Source organism: Candidatus Nitrososphaera sp. 86-2, assembly GCF_056726185.1.
Window position 1 is genome coordinate 521,002 of record NZ_JBWZON010000001.1, and the last position, 18,467, is coordinate 539,468.

At 51.3% G+C, this 18,467-nt stretch carries 15 protein-coding genes; 7 read left to right on the forward strand and 8 right to left on the reverse strand.

The genetic code is table 11. From position 1 onward, the window contains the following. Nucleotides 1-1,716 (forward strand): right-handed parallel beta-helix repeat-containing protein, encoded by a 1,716-nt coding sequence (locus tag ACYOR7_RS03190; protein ID WP_479913091.1) that lies wholly within the window; start codon nt 1-3, stop codon nt 1,714-1,716. Between the two features lie 230 nt (nt 1,717-1,946). Here ACYOR7_RS03190 and ACYOR7_RS03195 read toward each other — a convergent pair whose 3' ends face one another. From ACYOR7_RS03195 to ACYOR7_RS03205, 3 genes are all read right to left on the reverse strand, one after another. Next, on the reverse strand, nt 1,947-2,162 hold the full coding sequence (locus ACYOR7_RS03195; RefSeq protein ID WP_294806105.1) for a hypothetical protein: 216 nt from the start codon (nt 2,160-2,162) through the stop codon (nt 1,947-1,949). A 420-nt stretch (nt 2,163-2,582) separates the two neighbouring features. Then, a complete protein-coding gene (locus ACYOR7_RS03200; protein WP_479913092.1) occupies nt 2,583-6,470 on the reverse strand; it encodes a chitobiase/beta-hexosaminidase C-terminal domain-containing protein in 3,888 nt (1,295 codons plus the stop codon). 748 nt (nt 6,471-7,218) lie between these two features. After that, on the reverse strand, nt 7,219-8,889 hold the full coding sequence (locus ACYOR7_RS03205) for a discoidin domain-containing protein (protein WP_479913093.1): 1,671 nt from the start codon (nt 8,887-8,889) through the stop codon (nt 7,219-7,221). A gap of 311 nt (nt 8,890-9,200) precedes the next feature. Here ACYOR7_RS03205 and ACYOR7_RS03210 point away from each other — a divergent pair, with 311 nt between their 5' ends. After that, nucleotides 9,201-9,407, forward strand: coding sequence for a hypothetical protein (locus ACYOR7_RS03210; protein WP_294806827.1), 207 nt, complete (start codon nt 9,201-9,203; stop codon nt 9,405-9,407). Beyond that, complete coding sequence (locus ACYOR7_RS03215) at nt 9,404-9,535, forward strand: hypothetical protein (RefSeq protein ID WP_294806829.1); 132 nt, start codon at nt 9,404-9,406, stop codon at nt 9,533-9,535. Before ACYOR7_RS03210 ends, ACYOR7_RS03215 begins: the two co-directional genes overlap by 4 nt. 81 nt (nt 9,536-9,616) lie before the next feature. Here the strand turns inward: ACYOR7_RS03215 and glmS are convergent, their stop codons facing one another. The 5 genes from glmS to ACYOR7_RS03240 form a co-directional block, all read right to left on the reverse strand. After that, nucleotides 9,617-11,371 carry a glutamine--fructose-6-phosphate transaminase (isomerizing) gene (glmS, locus tag ACYOR7_RS03220; protein WP_294806832.1) on the reverse strand — a complete coding sequence of 585 codons (1,755 nt, stop codon included), beginning with the start codon at nt 11,369-11,371 and terminating at the stop codon, nt 9,617-9,619. Between the two features lie 216 nt (nt 11,372-11,587). Then, the gene (locus ACYOR7_RS03225; RefSeq protein ID WP_479913094.1) at nt 11,588-12,124 is read right to left on the reverse strand and encodes a hypothetical protein; all 537 of its coding nucleotides are present in this window, start codon (nt 12,122-12,124) and stop codon (nt 11,588-11,590) included. A 167-nt stretch (nt 12,125-12,291) separates the two neighbouring features. After that, entirely contained in the window at nt 12,292-12,489 is a 198-nt protein-coding gene (locus tag ACYOR7_RS03230) for a hypothetical protein (protein WP_294806835.1), read from the reverse strand. 333 nt (nt 12,490-12,822) lie between these two features. Beyond that, the gene (locus tag ACYOR7_RS03235; RefSeq protein ID WP_479913095.1) at nt 12,823-13,098 is read right to left on the reverse strand and encodes a hypothetical protein; all 276 of its coding nucleotides are present in this window, start codon (nt 13,096-13,098) and stop codon (nt 12,823-12,825) included. 166 nt (nt 13,099-13,264) lie between these two features. After that, the gene (locus tag ACYOR7_RS03240; RefSeq protein WP_294806837.1) at nt 13,265-13,936 is read right to left on the reverse strand and encodes an Lrp/AsnC family transcriptional regulator; all 672 of its coding nucleotides are present in this window, start codon (nt 13,934-13,936) and stop codon (nt 13,265-13,267) included. A 488-nt stretch (nt 13,937-14,424) separates the two neighbouring features. On the opposite strand from ACYOR7_RS03240, the gene ACYOR7_RS03245 reads away from it, so the two are divergent. The 4 genes from ACYOR7_RS03245 to ACYOR7_RS03260 all read left to right on the forward strand — a co-directional run bounded on the left by ACYOR7_RS03245 (nt 14,425) and on the right by ACYOR7_RS03260 (nt 18,460). Beyond that, nucleotides 14,425-15,189: an Lrp/AsnC family transcriptional regulator gene (locus ACYOR7_RS03245; protein WP_294806839.1), complete on the forward strand. Its 765-nt coding sequence runs from the start codon at nt 14,425-14,427 to the stop codon at nt 15,187-15,189. A gap of 326 nt (nt 15,190-15,515) precedes the next feature. Further along, nucleotides 15,516-16,742 (forward strand): hypothetical protein, encoded by a 1,227-nt coding sequence (locus ACYOR7_RS03250; protein ID WP_479913096.1) that lies wholly within the window; start codon nt 15,516-15,518, stop codon nt 16,740-16,742. Between the two features lie 295 nt (nt 16,743-17,037). Next, nucleotides 17,038-17,289: an Sso10a family chromatin protein gene (sso10a, locus tag ACYOR7_RS03255; RefSeq protein ID WP_294806845.1), complete on the forward strand. Its 252-nt coding sequence runs from the start codon at nt 17,038-17,040 to the stop codon at nt 17,287-17,289. Between the two features lie 259 nt (nt 17,290-17,548). Continuing rightward, on the forward strand, nt 17,549-18,460 hold the full coding sequence (locus ACYOR7_RS03260) for an NAD(P)-binding domain-containing protein (protein WP_479913097.1): 912 nt from the start codon (nt 17,549-17,551) through the stop codon (nt 18,458-18,460). The last annotated feature ends 7 nt before the right edge of the window (nt 18,461-18,467 follow it).

Genomic DNA, 18,467 nt, shown 5'->3' on the forward strand with positions numbered 1-18,467 from the left:
ATGAAATACACCTCCATCCTCCTGTCTGCGCTCCTTGCAAGCACCTTTGGCATCGTGATATGGAACATGTACCTGCCGGTGTCAAGCAGCAGAAACGCCGAGTTCATCGACTACCTTGGCTATTCTGCCAAAGAGGCATACAACAACAATGAATTTTTGCAAAACAGCATCGCTCCCATTGCAGATCAGCTGGGGTTCGGTCCTCCTGCCCCTCCACTAAACGCAGGCCCGCGGATACTGTACGACCCCTCTATGCCAAGCACGGTGACACTGACCTTTTACGTGCAGTACGGAAACCAAGAAAACCTGCTCCCGTTGCTTGACCTGCTGCACAACTACAATGTCACAAAGGCGGTGTTTTTCATGGAAGACAGGTACCTGAAGGAACATGACTTTGTCGCCAAGAGGATTGAGGACCAGGGATACCTGATAAAGACGTGGGATGACCTGAGCGGCTACAAGGCGCCGGGATACCTGCCGACCGTGTATAGAGGCGTGCCGCTTGTCGAAAACGAGATCCTCGGCCAGACCGGCAGGGACCGCGACGCGATGGAGTTCATCAGAGTAGCGCTGCACCATTCTGACTCCTCTGTCATGGCGTTTTCACCAAAAATAATGGCGCACAAGATAGTGCTCGAAGACGTGCTAAAGCAGGCCGGAAAAGGCATAGTGTTCTCTGAACAGCCGGCAGCGCCGCCGCAAACTGCCGACTCGCAGGCTCCGCCCATCATGCTCATATCTGACGGCAACAATTCCGTGACGCGGGTAAATGAGGGGAAATGGACGATGGCGCTCCTGGCACAGCAGTACCCTTCAGCAGTAAGCTACATCAAGCAGGAATCTGCCTACCTCGTGACAAAGCCAATCATAATGGGAAACAAGACTTCGCTTGAAATAAACGGAGTAAAGGTGCTGATGCTCTCCTCGTCAGAGCGCAACCCAAACCCCAGTTACCTTGAGATCCGCGGTCAGGGCGCAATTGTAAACTCGACCGTGACTTCGTGGGACCCTGTGCGCGCCAAGCCAGAGATAGACCCGTACATCCCCCGCCCGTACATCGTGGTGAGAGGAGGCCACATGGACGTCCTAAACTCTAGCATAACGCACCTGGGTTACTCGCTTGGCGGCCTGAAGGATACCCGGTACGCGCACGCTGCGCTGGAATACTATAATTCCAAGGACTTTGTGGTGGCCAACTCTACCATCGCCTTCAACTACTACGGGTTCTACTCGGAGGATTCCAGCAACTTCAAGATACTGAACAACGAGATTTACGGGCAGACCCGCTACGGGCTTGACCCGCACACCCGGTCATCCAACTTTGTGGTCGACTCTAACAATGTGCACGACAACGGCAACCAGGGGATAATCTGCTCGCTGTGGTGCGACAACGTCACGATAACCAACAACACAGTCGAGTACAACGTCGAGGGCATAGGGCTCCACTGGCTCACCAACTCTAGCATGATAAAGGATAACGTCGTGCGCTACAACGAAAAGTATGGGGTGTTCATCCAGAAGCAGAGCTACGACAACATTGTCGAAAACAACACCATAGTCGGAAACAAGTACGGCGTCGGGATCCTTGACGGCTCATCGCGCAATACCGTCGCAAACAACGTCGTGGCAGACAACGTGCTTGAAGAGTTCAGAATCGACACCAACGCTGTCGACAATGCCGTGCGGGACAACAGGGACTCTGTCTCCGCCGGCTGACTCTGCTTTTTTCCTGCCCGATGCTACAGATAGGCTGGAAATAGCGCTTGCCCTAGAATCTTATTAGTGGAACATGATTGCATTCAAAACATAGATGATTTTTTAAGGTAATTAGCCATCCAGCGGATTGGCAAGGGAGGTCGTTGCAAGGTCGACAGACTTTTTTTTCGGTAACATGCAGTGAGCCACATTCTAGTTGCAGTTTCGCCAGGTGGACTCGACATCACACCCTAGCAGCTGACGCCTCCTGTGGGCATAATATCAAATGCGGTGAGCGAAATTATGGCCGTGAACCTCACGCCGCCTATGGTGCTTGACAATTCTGACCCGGCGTCTTGGGTGACAAATAACTTGCCCAGCACAACCGAGTCGACCGACTTTCTGCTCCGCACCACCGTTGTGACATGGGCTGTTGAGTTCTGTTCAATCTTCGGGTGGTGAAGCATGTTAAGAAAGCTCACATCGCCAGATAACTTAACAGCGCCCAACACAGAACATAGCTTGGCTCTGAATAATAACACCCAGAGCCCGTCTTGATATGGATAAATGTGTTGATGACATAACACAATACCAAAAGCGAGAAAATCAAAGGAGCATAAGAGAAACAAAATCAGGTTCGAAAATTCTCTCTTGTGCGAGGCTACCAGAAAAATCCAAAAAGAAGCGCGATCTGGTGATAATGCCACCACTTTGCGAAGCAGGTTCGCCGATGCGTGAGGAGAGACTCTTCTTGCCTAGTTACCTATGCACCGACATGCATAGCACCAGATATTATCTGGATGGCAAGTATCAAGAAGACAACAAGCAGGATGGCAGCTAATAGATGATTTTTTTCTCTCTCCCTCCTCACTCTTTTTCCTCATTATTTACCCGTGCGTCTGCTTTAGTGTCATGTACATGTCGTCTGCGGTATTGCTTGTCCATGATGTAGTGTACTGCTGCCTGTACGTGTTCGCGCCATCAAACGGGTCTGCAGCATCTTTGTCGAGCATGACTGCGACAAAGTTGGATGAATCGCCATTTGAGTATTGTATTCCTATTCTGTCGCCGGACTGGATAGCATATAGCTCGTTGTTGGACAGTGAGAAGATATAGTCCGTGTATGTCGAAGCCAGAGTTGATGCGTCCTTTGTTCCAAACAATTTTTTCACAGTCAGGTCAGAGTTGAAGACGCCTATCTGCATTGTTCCAGTAGGAGTTCCAGTCTTTCTCAGCTTGAGCGTTATCTGGTCTATACTTTTTCCAAGCAACTGCGATGTGGGCGAAACAAACTCGACGTGGGACTGCTGTGCGGAGTACGTTGCAAGTCCGGAGGACGCGGTGGTGTCATTCATCTGAGTGACTGGAAATGATGGCAGGTTTATGGTGTATGTTTCTGTACTTACAGGACTCGTGTTTCCAGCAGTATCTTTGCCAAAGAACTTTAATTGCGCGGTAGTGGAGATTTGTATCGGCGAAGAGTAGATGCTGCTTGAAGTTGTCGGCGTAGAGCCATCTATGGTGTAATAGATGGTGGCCGGCTCATTGGCGGCAAGTGTCACCGAAATGGCCGCTGTATATATACCGCCGACAGGCGTGGCAGTTACAGTCGGAGGAATGGTGTCTGTTGCGTCGTGCGTCTGCTTTAGTGTCATGTACATGTCGTCTGCGGTATTGCTTGTCCATGATGTAGTGTACTGCTGCCTGTACGTGTTCGCGCCATCAAACGGGTCTGCAGCATCTTTGTCGAGCATGACTGCGACAAAGTTGTTTGAATTGCCGCCGGCATACTTGATGCCTATTCTGTCGCCGGACTGGATGGTATAGAGGTCAGGATTCGGAAGAGAATACGTAAAGTCTGTGTACGTCGAAGTTAACGTGCTGACATCTTTGGTCCCAAATGACTTCTTTAGTGAAAGGTCGGCGTTGAATATGCCCACATCTGCTATTCCTGTCGGACTTCCCGTCTTTCTCAGCTTGAGCGTTATCTGGTCGATCTTCTTGCCTATCAGTTGGGATGTCGATGACACAAACTCGACGTGGGACTGCTGTGCGGAGTACGTTGCAAGTCCGGAGGACGCGGTGGTGTCATTCATCTGAGTGATTGGGAACGACGTTCCTGTCGAGATGGTATAAGTCTGAGTAGTTACAGCCCCTGTATTGCCAATGCTGTCGACCGCAAAGAACTTCAAGATCGTGGTGGTGCCAGGCCCGAACGTGGATATCGGTGAAGAATAGATGCTGCTTGAAGTTGTCGGCGTAGAGCCATCTATGGTGTAATATATCGTAGAGCCAGGTTTAGACGCAGTGAGGGTGATTAGCTGGGTAGAGTTGTACGTCCCACCAGGAGGAGAGGCAGTTACCGAAGGCGGTACTGTGTCAATTACGTATGTCTCGACGACTACTTGGCCGTTGTTACCTGCAGTATCTCTTCCAAAGAACTTTAGGTCTGTATTAGCGGATAGCTGTATTGGGCTGCTGTAGACAGAGCTTGCAGTAGTTGGCGTGGAGCCGTCGGTAGTGTAGTAGATGGTAGCTGATTCACTTGCCGTTAGGGCAACGGACTGGGCGGCATTGTACAGGCCACCGTGCGGGGAAGCAGTCACGGTTGGTGCAACGGTGTCAATGCTGTAGACCTCTGTAATGGTAGGAGTGGTTCCTCCAGAGCCATCAGTTCCAAAGAACTTGAGCGAAGTATTGGACGATATTATGATAGGTCCCGTGTAAGTTGCACCGTTAGTCGTGGTAGGCTGCGTGCCGTCGGTAGTGTAGTAGATTGTAAACCCTGGCTGCGAAGCGGCAAGTGTAACCGACTGGGTAGCATTGTACAGCCCTCCCGGCGGTGATGCAAATATGGTTGCGCCCGCAGTATTTACCGTAAAGGTCTGCACACTACTGTAAGCACTTTTGTTGTTTGACGCATCGGAGGACCTGACTTTCCAGTAGTATATTCCACTCGCCAGCGTATTTGAAGGAGTAGTGTAGGATGATTGAGTCAAGCCGGATTGACTGATGATAGGGGATGCAAAGTCAGAGGTACTGGCTGCTAACAGATCATACGTTACACTGGAAGACACTGTATCCGTTACGTTAGACCAGACAAACGAAATTGTGGCATTATCTGTTATTGTAGCTCCATTGGTAGGGCTGAGTGGCTGAGGCGTTGGCGGCGCCGTAGTGTCGACCACATTTATGACTTGGCTTGACGAAGCCGAGTTGCCTGATATATCAGTCGCGGTCCATGTCACAGTTGTCGTCCCAAGCGGGAATCCCGTGGCTTCAGATGCCCCCGGAGAATTGTTCGTCACCTTCGGCGATGGGTCGCTGTTGTCAAACACAAAGGGCTTACCAAGGCTTACCGGAGTCAGCTCGCCCGTCGCTTCGACTGTCATAGGCGGAGGCGTCGTGATGGTTGGCGGGGTCGTGTCAGGACCACTAAGGCTGACAGTAACAGGAGTAGATGCCCACTGCTGGTTCCCAAAGAAGTCTGTCGCCCTGCTGACGATTGTAGTACTTCCCTGCGTCTTGATGTTTAGTATGTAGTACCAGTTAGCCCAGCTATTGCCGTTGGTTTGTACAGCTTTTTGATAAGCTGTATTCGATGTCCTTACTTCCACTATTTTTACACCGGATTGACTGTCCGATGCAGTACCCGTAACCAAGACGTTTACACCTGCGGCAGGTCCTGAAATTGCAGCATTAGCTGACGGTGTCGCCGTATTGACTGCCGGCTTTGTCGAGTCGTTGGTAGCAGCAACCGTTACATATTGTATGGCCCATCCGACGTTGCCGTTGGCATCAGTAGCAGTCCACTTGACGGCAGTAGTGCCTCGTGAATAGAGGTTTGAGGCCGTCCCGTTATTGGCGATGACAGGGTGCGGATCGACATTGTCAGTTACTGTCGGAGTTCCAAGCGAGCTTATGGTTGCAGGGTTGTCAGATGAAACTAGCGCGATATCTGCCGGCGGAACTATTGTGGGGGGAACGTTATCGATTACGGGTGGAAGTGGTATCTTGGCCACTGCGGAGAATGTTGTTATCCTGTATCCTTTAGTCTGGATGGCCGTTATGAGCGTGTTCAGGTCGTTCAGCTCGTTCTGGTCAGCGACGTTCGAGGGCACGCCTGATGAATCCTTGACCGCAAAGTCCTGAGGGTGCAAAGTGACAACTGCGTAGCCGTAGTTGGCAATCGTGTTGTCTATCTGACTTTCGATAGTAGAAAGCGGGGCCTTGCGCGGCGGTTCAAAATCATAGTTGTAATAGCCCACCACCTGAGGGAGGTGGTAGACGCCAAACTGGTCTTTTAGATCGGAGCCAGTTGCCGACTTGTAGACCTTGTTGCTTGGGCTGTTTGGATTATCTGGATTGTATATGCTTGGGAGTTCCTGGTCAAACTCGGAGCTTATTATCTTCAAGCTCAGCTGGCTTGTCGCATTGAGAGTATCCAAGTTGTACGAGTTGTACGGCGGTATGAATATGTTGGATTTTCTTCCCCAGATATCCTGAATTTTCTGGTTTGCCATCTGTAGGGTGTTCTTTTGGTCTTGGAAACTCAGCTGGCTATAGTCTACGTGGTTCCATCCATGGAGGTCCAGTTCAAATACGTTGGACATTACACCCTGCCTTACTTTATTTACGACAAGCGGGTCATTACCGACGAAATTCATGATCACGCCGAACGTGGCATTCACGTTTCTATTGATGAACTGGTTCATCACTGCCACTTGGACGGAATTTATCCAGTAATCCTGAATGTCGTCTACTCGGAGGATCACACAGTTACATGCGCCCGGCAGGGCTGCCCTTGCTTGTAGTGGGGCAGTCGCAAAACCAGAAACAAGAATAACCATGGAAAGGAGTGCAACTGAATATCGAAATGCGTTCTTGCTACTGTAACTTTTCTGTCGCTGCCTGCCTCCTACTATTGACATCATTGCATCTGCGCGTTCCACACGTTAGAGACTGAATCTCTTGGATATACCTGCGATTGTCATTATGAGGATATGTTATGGAATGTAATACCGTTTGTAGATTATATCATAATTAAATCATTCAAGTCAGCATAAAATTTTAATAGAGTAATCTTCTATTTTGGCTCTATTCAATCTCCGGGTTGTCGTGTTTTTTGAGATTTTCGTCAACATTCGATAACTTGACTGCGCCCGGAGAGGATGCAAGCAACTTTGTCGCGGTGATGTTTGATCGTGATGCGGTAGACCCATTCGACGGCACAAACACGTACCTACAAGTCTACACCTACCCTTGTGACTCAGTTCAACATCTGAAGACCTGTACAGGGTACCGGAGCGGACACCCGGATGAGCAAAGCCGAGTTTTTGAAGCCTTTTCTCCTTAGGAGTCCTCCACGCATCTGCTCTGTAATTTTCTAGTGCAGTCCTAATGGCAATGTCCTCCTTGCAAAAACCAATTTCTTGCCACGATGTTGCGAAACAGGATTACTAGTAGGTTCTAAATGCAATGCCTGCTCCACATCCTTAATCTTTATACTATATCTGAAAAGTGTTAAGGGAGCGGGTTGATTTCCCTTATGGTAAAGTCTGCGTATTCCATAGTCCCATACTCGTTTCTTGCATAGACTGAAAGCATCGGCCTCTTTGTCTCGCTGGTCAAGTCTATCTGCGAATGCGTGAGTGGAAGCGCAGGGTTCACGCCGGGCTTGCAAGGGCCGTAACCTGCGCCAAAGTTCGTGCCGTTGTCCACAAACTCGTACAGCTTTTCCCACTTGCCGCCGTTTGCGCCGGCAGTCATGTCGCGGTATATCTCCAGTTTCACCTTGGTGTCGTTGTTCATGTTGCGCAGGACAAACTTTACCCCTACCCACGTGTCCTTTGGAAGCCCGCTCCAGGGCTTTTTGCCTGGCAGGTCGACGTAGCCGTTGGCCAAGTGGTGGGCCGTCTCTTTTTCAAGCTTCCACCTGCCGTCAGTGAGCACCAGGACGCCGTAACCCCTGTCGTCGCAAAAGTTCCTGTTCTCGTTGCCATTCGTGCCGTGGTTCGTGCGGGCAAACAGCTGCAGGCCGGAATAGTCCACAAGCTGGGTCTCGTTCATCCTCTTTACGTACACCGTTATCTCTAGGTTCTCCGACCATTGCCTCACGTTGGCAGGGTCGTGCACGTACATCCTGGTATAGTTGCCCGAAGCAGTCAGCGTGCCCGTGCCGTCGACGGTGTAGGTCCCGATGCCATGCGTCGTCTCGAACCAGCTGTCGTCCGGGTCGACAGTGTTGCCAAACTGCCGGCGCTGCCCGTTGTCCCAGCTTGACGACCATTCAATCCCACTGGTGGCAGTCGGGTACAACTCTGTTATTCCAAACCTGTCTGCAGGCGTCAGGAGGCTTGACGCCGGTATGGTAGAGTCTGGCTCCTTGGAAACTTTGACGGCCATGACGCTCCACTGCTGGTTTCCTGCCTTGTCAGTTGCGCGGGCGACAATGTCGTGCGTGCCTGCAGAGAGCGTGCGGGACTGGGTCCAAGTCGACCAGTCTCCCGGGGATGCAGGAGTCGCAGGCGTGTACTCTGTGCCCTCAGTCCTGACCTCGACTACCTTTATTCCACTTCCAAAATCCATCGCCTTGCCTCTGATGTTGACGGTGGCCGCAGAAGGGCCGACTATTTTGCTGTTGTTTGCAGGCTGGTCTATGGATATGGACGGGCTGGTGCTGTCCTTGACTGCAGAAACGTCGCCGTACACCTTGATCTCTGCAATGGCCGCCCAGTCGTTGTCCGTGTTGCCGTTCACGGTAATCCTGACGTACCTCGCGTCGACACCTGCAAGAGCATACCTCTCAAAACTGGACGTGTTTCCAGAGGTCTGGCCGGAAAAAGCCTGTGTGTACGTCGCACCGTCATCATCCTGCGAATATAATATGGAAAACGTGCTCCTCCTCGTGTCGCCTTTGTACCATGCTACGTCAACGTGGCAGACGCTTGCAAGCGTGCCGAGGTCGACCGACACCCACGAGCCCTTTCCAAAGTTCGACCACTTCGTGACAGGCTGACCGTCGGCGACGTTGCTTGGGACGCTTCCGACCTCGTTTCCTGATGCCACAGTCCCTGCTATTGGCAGCGCCGCGCAGGACGATGACTGGGCCGCGCTTGGAGGAACCCCTACGCCTGCCGCCAGGGAAAGCATTAGGATTGCGGCAAAAGCGGCGAGAATGAGCCGCTTGCGCATTTGTCGTTTTTTTCCTTCACCTCCTTCTCCTCCTTCCGTAACCAACAATAATGACAGCAGTACCCCTATCTTCTTCATCTCATCTCTTTCCCAAGACTTTTACCTGCAGCACAACGCCCGGTTGTCACAGACACACGCAAAATATATCAATGAACACGTCAGTGGCACAGGAAATACCAGAAACTTTGCATCACCTTCTATCCCCATAATGTACACCTCTCTCACTCTGATGCCGCCTCTGGCATTACGCCTCATTTTATCACTGCAAACCGGTCATAATGATAAAGAGCGTTTTGTGGCTACTTTATCTCATGCAGGAGTTCGCAGACTCGGTAAGGCGCCTCATTTTGGAATGCCGCAACGACAACGACATCGACAGGCAGGTCTCCTTACTGATAAGGGCAAACGCGATGCTTCCTGCACCAATGCAGCTGAAAATACCGTCGCTTATCACCGCCGACTATATTCGAAAAGCGCTCTCTGACATTGAAGAACGGATAGATGCCATGCCGACATGATGCTGGGCGACCACGCGCACAGGTGCATGCATTGCAACGAGCTGTACCCGTGCCCTCTTGACAAGCGGGACTGCAAGATTTCCTGGAAGACCGACCACAACGATCATTTCCTTGCGCTGGCAAACTGACCTTTCTTCTTCTTTTTTTGCAGCAGCGTTTACGCTGCAGTTTGGATTCGATTTGATCTGATTTGCAATACGCGCCTGCTTTTACTTAACCGTCACTGACTTTGCCAGGTTGCGCGGATAGTCCGGGTCGACCTTTTTCCCGACTGCCATGCAGTAGGCAAGGATCTGCAGTGGAATAGCCTCGACGATAGGATAGAACACGTCTTGTACCTTTGGAAGCTGTATCCAATAGTCGTACAGCTCGTTGTTCTGGTCAGAAAGACCGACGATTGTGGCTCCTCTTGCCTTCATTTCGTGCGCGTTGGCAAGCGTGTCGGAAAACGTGTTGTCTGTAGGGTTTATCAGGACCACGAGGGTCCCCTTGTCCATGAGCGCAAGCGGGCCGTGCTTGAGCTCACCGGCGGCAATCCCTTCGGCGTGCACGTAGACAAGCTCTTTCAGTTTCAGAGCGCCTTCAAGCGCAATCGGATAATGCAGGAACCTTCCAAGCAGGTAGATGTCGTTGGCCGCGCCGAGGACCTCCGCCACATGCGCCACCGCAGGGTACAGTGCAAGGGCCTTATCTATGGCAGAAGCTAGGTTGGCACTCTGGAATGTTTCCTTGCTTTCTGCCAGCTGACCCGCAATGGAATAGAGCACTGCAAGCTGTGCAGTAAAGCTCTTTGTTGCTGCCACGCCTATTTCCGGCCCGCAGCCGACTTCGAGGAACAGATCGCTTGCCCGCGCAAGCGACGATGTGGAGACATTGACTATTGAAAGGATCTTGGCGCCCCTTTGCCTTGCGTTCTTGACCGACTGGAGGACGTCCGCGGACTCGCCGCTCTGCGAAATGGCAACCAGCACAGAGCCCGAGTCTATCATGTCAAGCGCGTACTGGAACTCGCTAGAGATTATCACATCGGACTTTATCTTTGCATATTTCAAAAGCAGCTGCTTGCCGACCATCGCGGCGTGGCTGCTCGTGCCGCTTCCAGTCAGGTACACGTGCCTAGCAGCAGAGATGATGCCTGCAAACTCTTGCAGCTTTTGCTTGTTTGCAGCCAGCGCGCCAGTTATCGTCCTGCCCTGCTCGTTTATCTCCTTGAGGGTGTGGTGCGCGTATATCCCCTTGTCTGCCGCGCCTAGTTCCCACGCTATAGGGGACACTGCCCTGCTCACAGGCTTGCCGTCGACATCATAAAGCTGGAGGTTCTTGCCGCCGTCGATTACCGCAATGTCGCCGTTTTCAAGGAACACTGCTCTGTCCGTGAACTTGATGAATCCAAGAACGTCGCTTGACAGGAAATATTCGGAATCTGCGATGCCGACTATCAGGGGCTCCTCCCACCTTGCTCCAGCTATGGTCCCGTCCTTGAACACCGCGACAAAAGCATAAGACCCGCGCAGCCTGCTGCACACGGAGAGCATGACCTGCCTGGTGTCGCCCTTGGTGCCTTCAAACAGGTGGGCAATGACCTCACTGTCCGTCTCGCTCTTGAAGACGTGGCCTGCTGCTACCAGCTCCTCTTTCAGCTCCTTGTAGTTCTCTATTATGCCGTTATGCACCACCGCAACCCTGCCATCGCAGGACGTATGCGGGTGGGCGTTTTTGTCAGTCACGCCGCCGTGCGTGGCCCACCTGGTATGCCCCACGCCTGTGGTGCCCTGCATACTTTCCATGGAAAGGCTCTTGTTGACCTCGATGACCCTGCCGACTCCCTTTGCAACGTCTATCCTGTCGTCATGAAGAGTCGCTATCCCGACGCTGTCGTACCCGCGATATTCCATGAGTTTGAGGCCGTTTACGAGAAGCGAGGCAGCATCTTTGCTTCCCTTGTATCCAAGTATGGAGCACATGTGGTATGACTCTCATAATGTACTATGAATGCAATGTTTTCAACCGGGATAATTAGCTAGCATTAATCTGTCATGGCCGTGCATGTTGGTGAATGTACGCGCCAACTTTGGCGCCTCGGGATGACGTATCGGTTCTGCAATGAGGGGTTTATGATTAATCTAGGCTGGAAATCTATATCCGGAATTCATGCATTACTACTGCAGCCCGCCTCTCTGTCAGCTGTTTGTTGCCGCAAGCTCGCCAGCTGAAACCTGTGGCGCCACGACGTCAATTCTGCACGACGAGAACTCGTATTCTTCATCGCCGTCAAAAAATACGAATACTGCCGGCTTTTCTTTGCTAAATTTCGACAAATCAAGCGACATGCTGGCCTGCCCTGACTCGTCGGTAGGCAGTATGCCTACGGGGTTCCCTGGCAGGATTGTAAATATCATCTGCTTGCCCGGGATGCCTCTGCCACTGGACTGATCGGCAAGCTTGGCAGAAACTACTACCGTCGTCCCAGAAGACGAATCGTCGTGGCATTCAAGGCTGGTAGCTACTGCAGCCGTCTTGAAACCAGTGAAGGTGCTGCTAGTATTGGTGCTGGTGTTCGTGACGTTGCCGGCGGCGCTGCTACTGCCGCCTTGTTCGGCAACCGGCGATACCGCCGGTTTGGCTCCCTGCATGAAAAACACTAGAGCAAACGCCGCAATCGCTACTGCCGCTACAGATCCTATTATTGCAACGACGTACAAGTTTTTCTGGGCCAATACGTGTACGGACATGGCGTGTCAGATTGATAAGCAAAGGTTCCATTCCTGCAGATAACATGGTTCCTGCTACTACAACCGAACCTGCACCCAGTGGTTTTTCGTGTAAATTAAGCAACCAGAATTGAAAGGGTAAATGTCGCAAAGACGGCGACACCGATGCGCTGTTATTCTGGCCTGGGTATTTCAAGAAGGAACGACTGGATGTTCCGGCACGTCGCGCACATGTAGACGACGGTTCTGGCAAATCGCCTGTCTTTGTTTATTGTGTAAACCAGCGTGCTTGACAGCGGTGCTTTATCAAGATTCATTTCGCCCATTTTGCTGTTGCAGATTGGACACTTTATCTCGCTAGATGCGCGCACGCAAGCATCTATGCCTTGTGGGTATTAAAGCAGGTTGCCTATTTTGCACAAGCGTTTCCGGCAATGAGAACCATTGTTTGCAAGAAAAATGAATGTCCTCGCTTTGCCTCTGGAAAGGTCGGTGCATTTTCGAATTATTTTCTATGAAACAAGAACAACATAATCTAAGGTAACGAAGTTACTTGGCAGAATTTATACTACGTATACTACATTGCTTTTAGCCGAAAGAAAGGCATAGGCGGTGTGTTACTTACTCCCTCCCCCCGTTCTGCACCGCCCATGCCGTTATTATCCTCCCTGTCTGTGCATTTCCGGGACAGCGCAGCTGACGCGCTACTCTGGCTCGGGTACAAACATGATGTTGCTATTGCCGGGGCTATGCTGCAGCGGAAAAGGACTGGGCCTCATTATCTGCCTGAGGCGCTCTTTTCCCTTGCGCGTGCGAGGCTTTGTCCGCAGTTGAGCCCTGCAGCATGGGCAAAAGTTCCCGCCGACTCTCATCCAGATGGCGCAGACCATGCAATATTTGCATCCCGTCTCATAACGTCCTCTTTTCTTCTCCTTCCTGACAGAGAGCGCGTTGCACGTGTCCCTACACGTGTGTGTCATGAGCCATGAAATTCTCTATAATTATAACAGCGCACTGGTCATCGGTGGAGAGTTTCCCGGGAAAAGATTCCAGTAAAATCGTCTACTTGCAGTTTTTTTCTGTGCGAAACAGCGTGCTAGGGCGGGCGCTTTGTTGGATAAAATTTGGGGCAGCCGCCGTGCCTGCTCATATCTTGTCGAGTATGTACGAGATCAAGCCGCTGTTGTGGCCTATCGCCCTTATCTGCTCGCTCCACGATACTTTTTCGACGCCCTCTGTCGCCTTGATGCGCCCTATCATCTCCACAAGCTCCTCGTTGTCTTTGAATACGATGTCCGCCTTGAGGTCTATAGAGTTCTCGCCCATCGTCCGGCTGACGCATGAAACGCTGTCTTTCCAGGAGAGTATCTCCTTTCCTACCGCGGCAGTCATCCCATTCCTGGTGGATATGAACAAAGTAGCCGTCCTCCATCCGAACCTTTCCACTTTTAGCGTGTACGACATTTCAAGCAGGTTTGCCTCCAGCCGCTTGCGCCTGCGCTGCACCGTGCTGAGCGGTATGTCCAGCTCTTTTGAGAGTGTGAGCGACGACACGCCGCCGGTGGACGACAGCAGCGCCTTGAGGATTTTCTTGTCCGCAGGGGAAACGACTCTGGCAAGTTCGTGCGACTTGCGTCTTCCTGGCCTGCTCTGGGTAGGGCTGGAACTTGCGGCTTTCTGGAGCGTCTTTAGCAGGTGATTCAGCGCGGGAATCGACAGCTGGTCGAGCATCTCTGGATTTACGCCAAGTTTTTCGAGGTTCTCTAATATCTCGAACCTCGAACTCGGTTCAACCTGTGCTTCATGTTGAACTATCAATTCTGCTCAAAACCTCCTGCAATTCTGCATTGAATTTGCATCTGTGCTTCGTGCCGGCACCTGTTGGCTAGTATCATATTACGGAAGGTATTTCTATAGAAAGTATATTCCCCTGTAGCCCATCAAGCCTCAAGTTTGTGGTTATTTCGCATCAATTCTAGGCTGGTATGCGGTTAAACTATTCTGTCAGTCAAAAACATCAGGCGTGCAGGTTTTCCGGAGCATGAACAAGCTTGTATTTTCCGGAACAAGTTTTTATTAGTCGCTATATGTTGATACTTTGAGGGCAAATCCCGCGAAATAGTGTCATAATGAATAATCCCGTCTATGCACCAATTCTATTTAACATAGCACTTACTGGACAACCATAAAAGTAAATACAAAATGGTTTTTTTCTCTGCCAAAATTAAAGATGCTGGTTATTTTACTCATTCAGGCCGCTTGAAAAGGAAGTCTGACTTTTATCTACAGCCGGCTACTGGTAGGACATGAAGCGTGAAAACGACTCGTCGGCTATCCTAAAGAACCCTTTCGTGAACCAGGGGATGCTAGAGAGTCGCGAGGAGGATGTTGCTGAAATGATAAAGCACGAGGCTTCGCCATTCAATAACAACAAAAAGACTTCCAGAGATGAGATCCTTGCAGAATTCCGAGAGATGGGCGTCACGGACAATGTATTCAGCTCCGTGCCCACAAATACACTGGCGCGTCTGCTTGAGAACATCAAGACAGCCGCCACAGAGCAAAGGTACCCCAAAGTCCACAGCGGAAGCCCTGGCAGCGCGCCCATCCTCTCCACAGTGGACAAGAAAATCCTCAAGGCGCTGCTGTCGTCCACCGGCGGCGTGTCGTCGCTCACACTCTCAAAAGAGCTGGACATACCGCTCAGCACGGTGCAGCGCAGGCGCAAGCGGCTGGAGGCAAACCTGCTTGAAATGTCGTACACGCTAAAAGTGGAAAGGTTCGGATGGAGGACGGCTACTTTGTTCATATCCACCAGGAATGGGATGACTGCCGCGGTAGGAAAGGAGATACTTTCGCTATCGGATGGCGTCAAGTCTGTCAACCGAATCCTCGGCGAGAACTCGGCTGACCTGATGGTGGAGATAATCTTTCGAAACAACGCCGAGCTTCTCAATATGGTAGAAAAAATGAAATCCATTAACGGCGTCGGAAACGTATTCTGGATAGAGCTCATAGAGCCGATGGGCAAGAACACTGATTTTGCCGAACGCGTTATTGAAGCCGACTGACTGACAGGCAAGTACATGCTGCGTACACCACACGCGCATGTGTACTTCTGTCGTTTCTATTTCTGATTGTTCATGCACAATCGTCTTTCTGCATCGTTATTGCACGTGAAGACCAGAAAATGCGCGCTTCTATGAGTTTTTTACCAAACTTTGTTATGCTATCCGGTTCATAATTTCAATCAATTTCGCGGTTCCGGCTCCAACGCTTATCATGAGAATCTAGAAACAATATGACTATGGCACTCGCAAATGGTGACAAAGCAGCGATATGCTCAGTTGTCGTGGCTGTCAGTGTCGTACTTGGGCTGATTGTATACGGACCTTATATGAAGGACAAGGCACCGATCCCTGTATTATCTTCAAGCAATAATAATAATTCCACACCTGTTCTCATCAACGAAACGCCCGGCGTGCCGCAAGAAGGCTCCGCCCGTGAGCAGAACAATATAACGCAGGAAAGCACAACGACGCCGATTGCGCAGACAGGAGAGAATGAAGAACCCGCAATCAACGACGGCCTGACTCTTGTCGACATGGTTGACAGCTCTGTAGCCAGTTTGCCTCAGCCAGACCCAGACGCTGCTGTTGAGCCGAAAACAATCCTGCCTGCACAGCCGGTCCTCGATTGCTCGGTGCCGGCAAGCGTCCCGCAAGATTCGCAGCTAAACTGGTCGGCAATCCTTCTTGACTCTAGTCTGCAGCCTGCGGCTGGTCAGACAATCGCGTGGCAAGTGTCGCCCGGTGGCTATTCTTTTTCTTCCGTGACTCAGACTGATGGGACCACCGCGACTGCTGTCAACTTGTCTGGCATTGCACCGGGAATATATAACGTCACCGCGACCTTTGACGGAAACCTCGGCAAAGCCATGTGCACGGTGCCTCTTGAAATCACTAAAATCCACTCTAGTTCAAACATGATGCCCGGGTCGTCATCGGCGCCGGGAGGCGATATCATTGGACCGGAACTGAAAATCACCTCTCCAATCGGACCGAAAGCATCCGGCTCTTCGTCAGGCGTGTTTGTCAAGGTTACGGGCACCGCTTCTGACGCAAGCAACATTGCACGCGTCGAGGTAAGGTGGACAGCCACGTGGGGCCTGACCGGTTACCGCATGGCCACGCCGACAGAACCAAACAACTGGTCTAGCTGGAGCTACGATGGCATCAAGTTCACCACCGAGGGAGAGAAAACCATCCTAGTAAAAGCCACGGATGGCATGGGGAATAGCAAGTGGAAGGTGGTGACGTTTACCATCGAGTTCACGGAGGACAAGATAAGCACGAGCATTACTGAAGGCGCGATAGTCGGAGCCACACTTCATGTGACAGGCACTGCCACCCACTTTGAAGCAGGAGGAGGGGTGCAGAAGGTGGAAGTGAGGACCGACCTCTCTGGATACGGCCAAGCCGACCCGAAAGCGCCCGGCGACTGGTCTGCGTGGTCGCACGATCTGACGTTTACGACCAACGGCCCCCACCAGGTGATCGTGCGAGTCACGGACAACGCAGGCAAGATGTACTGGCTGACTACAAACGTGACCGTCCAGCTCTGACCATGGCACCGTCTGGCTGGACGGGCCTGCGAGCTTCAACACTGCTTGATTGTGGTGTGCAGTCCTGCTCTGTATGCAACACCGCGATTTGCCTTCTGCAAGTAAAAAAGACACCGCAGCTTGCAGCTCTTTTTACTGCACGCTGATTACAAAAGCCGCGTCCATTATTGTACTACAAAAATGGTATCTGCAGTCATTATACGTATTACCGGCGTTTATTTCGTCAATTCTTGGCGACAAAAATGACCATATCACTTAGAATCGACCTATTCATAATCTGATTAGAAACATGTACATGAAAAACCGCAGCAGAGATGAAATACTGATGGAGATCCTCTCCGGCCTCGATGAACCAGAAAGCAGGACTGCGATAATGTACAAATCCCGTCTCAGTTACGCTCAGTTGCAGTTCTACCACAAGTACCTCCTTGAAAAGAAACTCATACGGGAAGAAGACAGGAGATGGGTCTCGACAGACAAGGGCAAGGCGTTCCTCAAGGCGTCCCTGGCGGCCAGCCAGATCCTGAACGACGACACCAGCAGTTAAACCAGCGGCTGCTTGGCCGACTGCCCGACAGACGATCCCTTGCGGACTATCCCGCCGGTTTTTTTCGTATTTCTGTTCTAGAGCGATGTTAAACATGTGTCATTTGGGCTTTATCTTTGGGCATTTCTCGGGTTTTCTTTATAGCAATCTGACAAAAACAGTCACATGCTTGGGCGCCTTTGACTGCAAAGAGCACCATTGTGTGAAAATCCGGTCATCAGTCTTTCATACGAAAATCGACTAGTAGTCGCGAAGCTACATGCATCATGAGAGCAACAACAACAACGACATCAACAACGGTCACGACAAAAACAAAAAGATACTCGTCATAGGTCTAGGGCAAATAGGGTACAGCAACGCGGAATACCTACACTCGATTGGACTGCGCGTGGACGGCTTTGACATTTCGGAAAAAGCAGTCGAGCGTGCCATGAACGCTGGCATAATCGACAAAAAAGCCAAAGACTTTTCCGGTTATGATTATTACGTTATCTGCATCTCCACCCACCAGCCAAACGACATGTTCACACCGTACCAGGACGGCATAATGGAAGTCGCGTACAGGATAGCAACGGAAGGCAAGCAGGGCGCGCTCGTGGGAATAGACAGCACCGTTCCGAAAGGCACTTCGAGAAAGGTGCTTGCGCTTCTGAACCATAGGATGCACGTTGTGCACGTGCCCCACAGGTACTACGGTCCCGAAAGGCAGGACCACGGCGTGAACCAGACACGTGTCATCGGCGGGTGCGAGCCCTGCTGCGTGGCCGAAGGGAAAAAGTTCTACGGCGGGATGCTTGGAATATCCCTTCACGAAGTGAGCTCCATCGAGGTCGCCGAGATGACCAAGATAGTGGAAAATTCCTACAGGTTCCTTGAAATCGCATTTGCAGAAGAGCTCAGGATGGTGAGCGACTCTGCCGGTGTCGACTTTGAGGAGTTGAGAAAGGCGGTCAATACAAAGTGGAACATCAAGATCCTCGAAGCCCGGGAAGGGATAGGCGGCCACTGCCTGCCGAAAGACACAGAAATGTTCCTGTCAGTGGCCAAGAACGCGCTGGATTCCAGCATAGTATCGGCTGCCAAGATGGTCGACCACAAATACAGGTTCTACCTGAGCCAAAAGCCGTTGGCTCCTCAGATGGAACTGGGCAAGTCCAAGAAAGAAACGTAGCTGCACG

Coding starts and splice junctions, on each gene's coding strand:
- ACYOR7_RS03250 (WP_479913096.1), top strand. CDS start 15,516: ATGAAGGACAAGGCACCGATCCCTGTATTATCTTCAAGCAATAATAAT.
- ACYOR7_RS03195 (WP_294806105.1), bottom strand. CDS start 2,162: ATGCTTCACCACCCGAAGATTGAACAGAACTCAACAGCCCATGTCACA.
- ACYOR7_RS03260 (WP_479913097.1), top strand. CDS start 17,549: ATGCATCATGAGAGCAACAACAACAACGACATCAACAACGGTCACGAC.
- glmS (WP_294806832.1), bottom strand. CDS start 11,371: ATGTGCTCCATACTTGGATACAAGGGAAGCAAAGATGCTGCCTCGCTT.
- sso10a (WP_294806845.1), top strand. CDS start 17,038: ATGAAAAACCGCAGCAGAGATGAAATACTGATGGAGATCCTCTCCGGC.
- ACYOR7_RS03245 (WP_294806839.1), top strand. CDS start 14,425: ATGAAGCGTGAAAACGACTCGTCGGCTATCCTAAAGAACCCTTTCGTG.
- ACYOR7_RS03210 (WP_294806827.1), top strand. CDS start 9,201: ATGCAGGAGTTCGCAGACTCGGTAAGGCGCCTCATTTTGGAATGCCGC.
- ACYOR7_RS03190 (WP_479913091.1), top strand. CDS start 1: ATGAAATACACCTCCATCCTCCTGTCTGCGCTCCTTGCAAGCACCTTT.
- ACYOR7_RS03205 (WP_479913093.1), bottom strand. CDS start 8,889: ATGCGCAAGCGGCTCATTCTCGCCGCTTTTGCCGCAATCCTAATGCTT.
- ACYOR7_RS03235 (WP_479913095.1), bottom strand. CDS start 13,098: ATGACACACACGTGTAGGGACACGTGCAACGCGCTCTCTGTCAGGAAG.
- ACYOR7_RS03215 (WP_294806829.1), top strand. CDS start 9,404: ATGATGCTGGGCGACCACGCGCACAGGTGCATGCATTGCAACGAGCTG.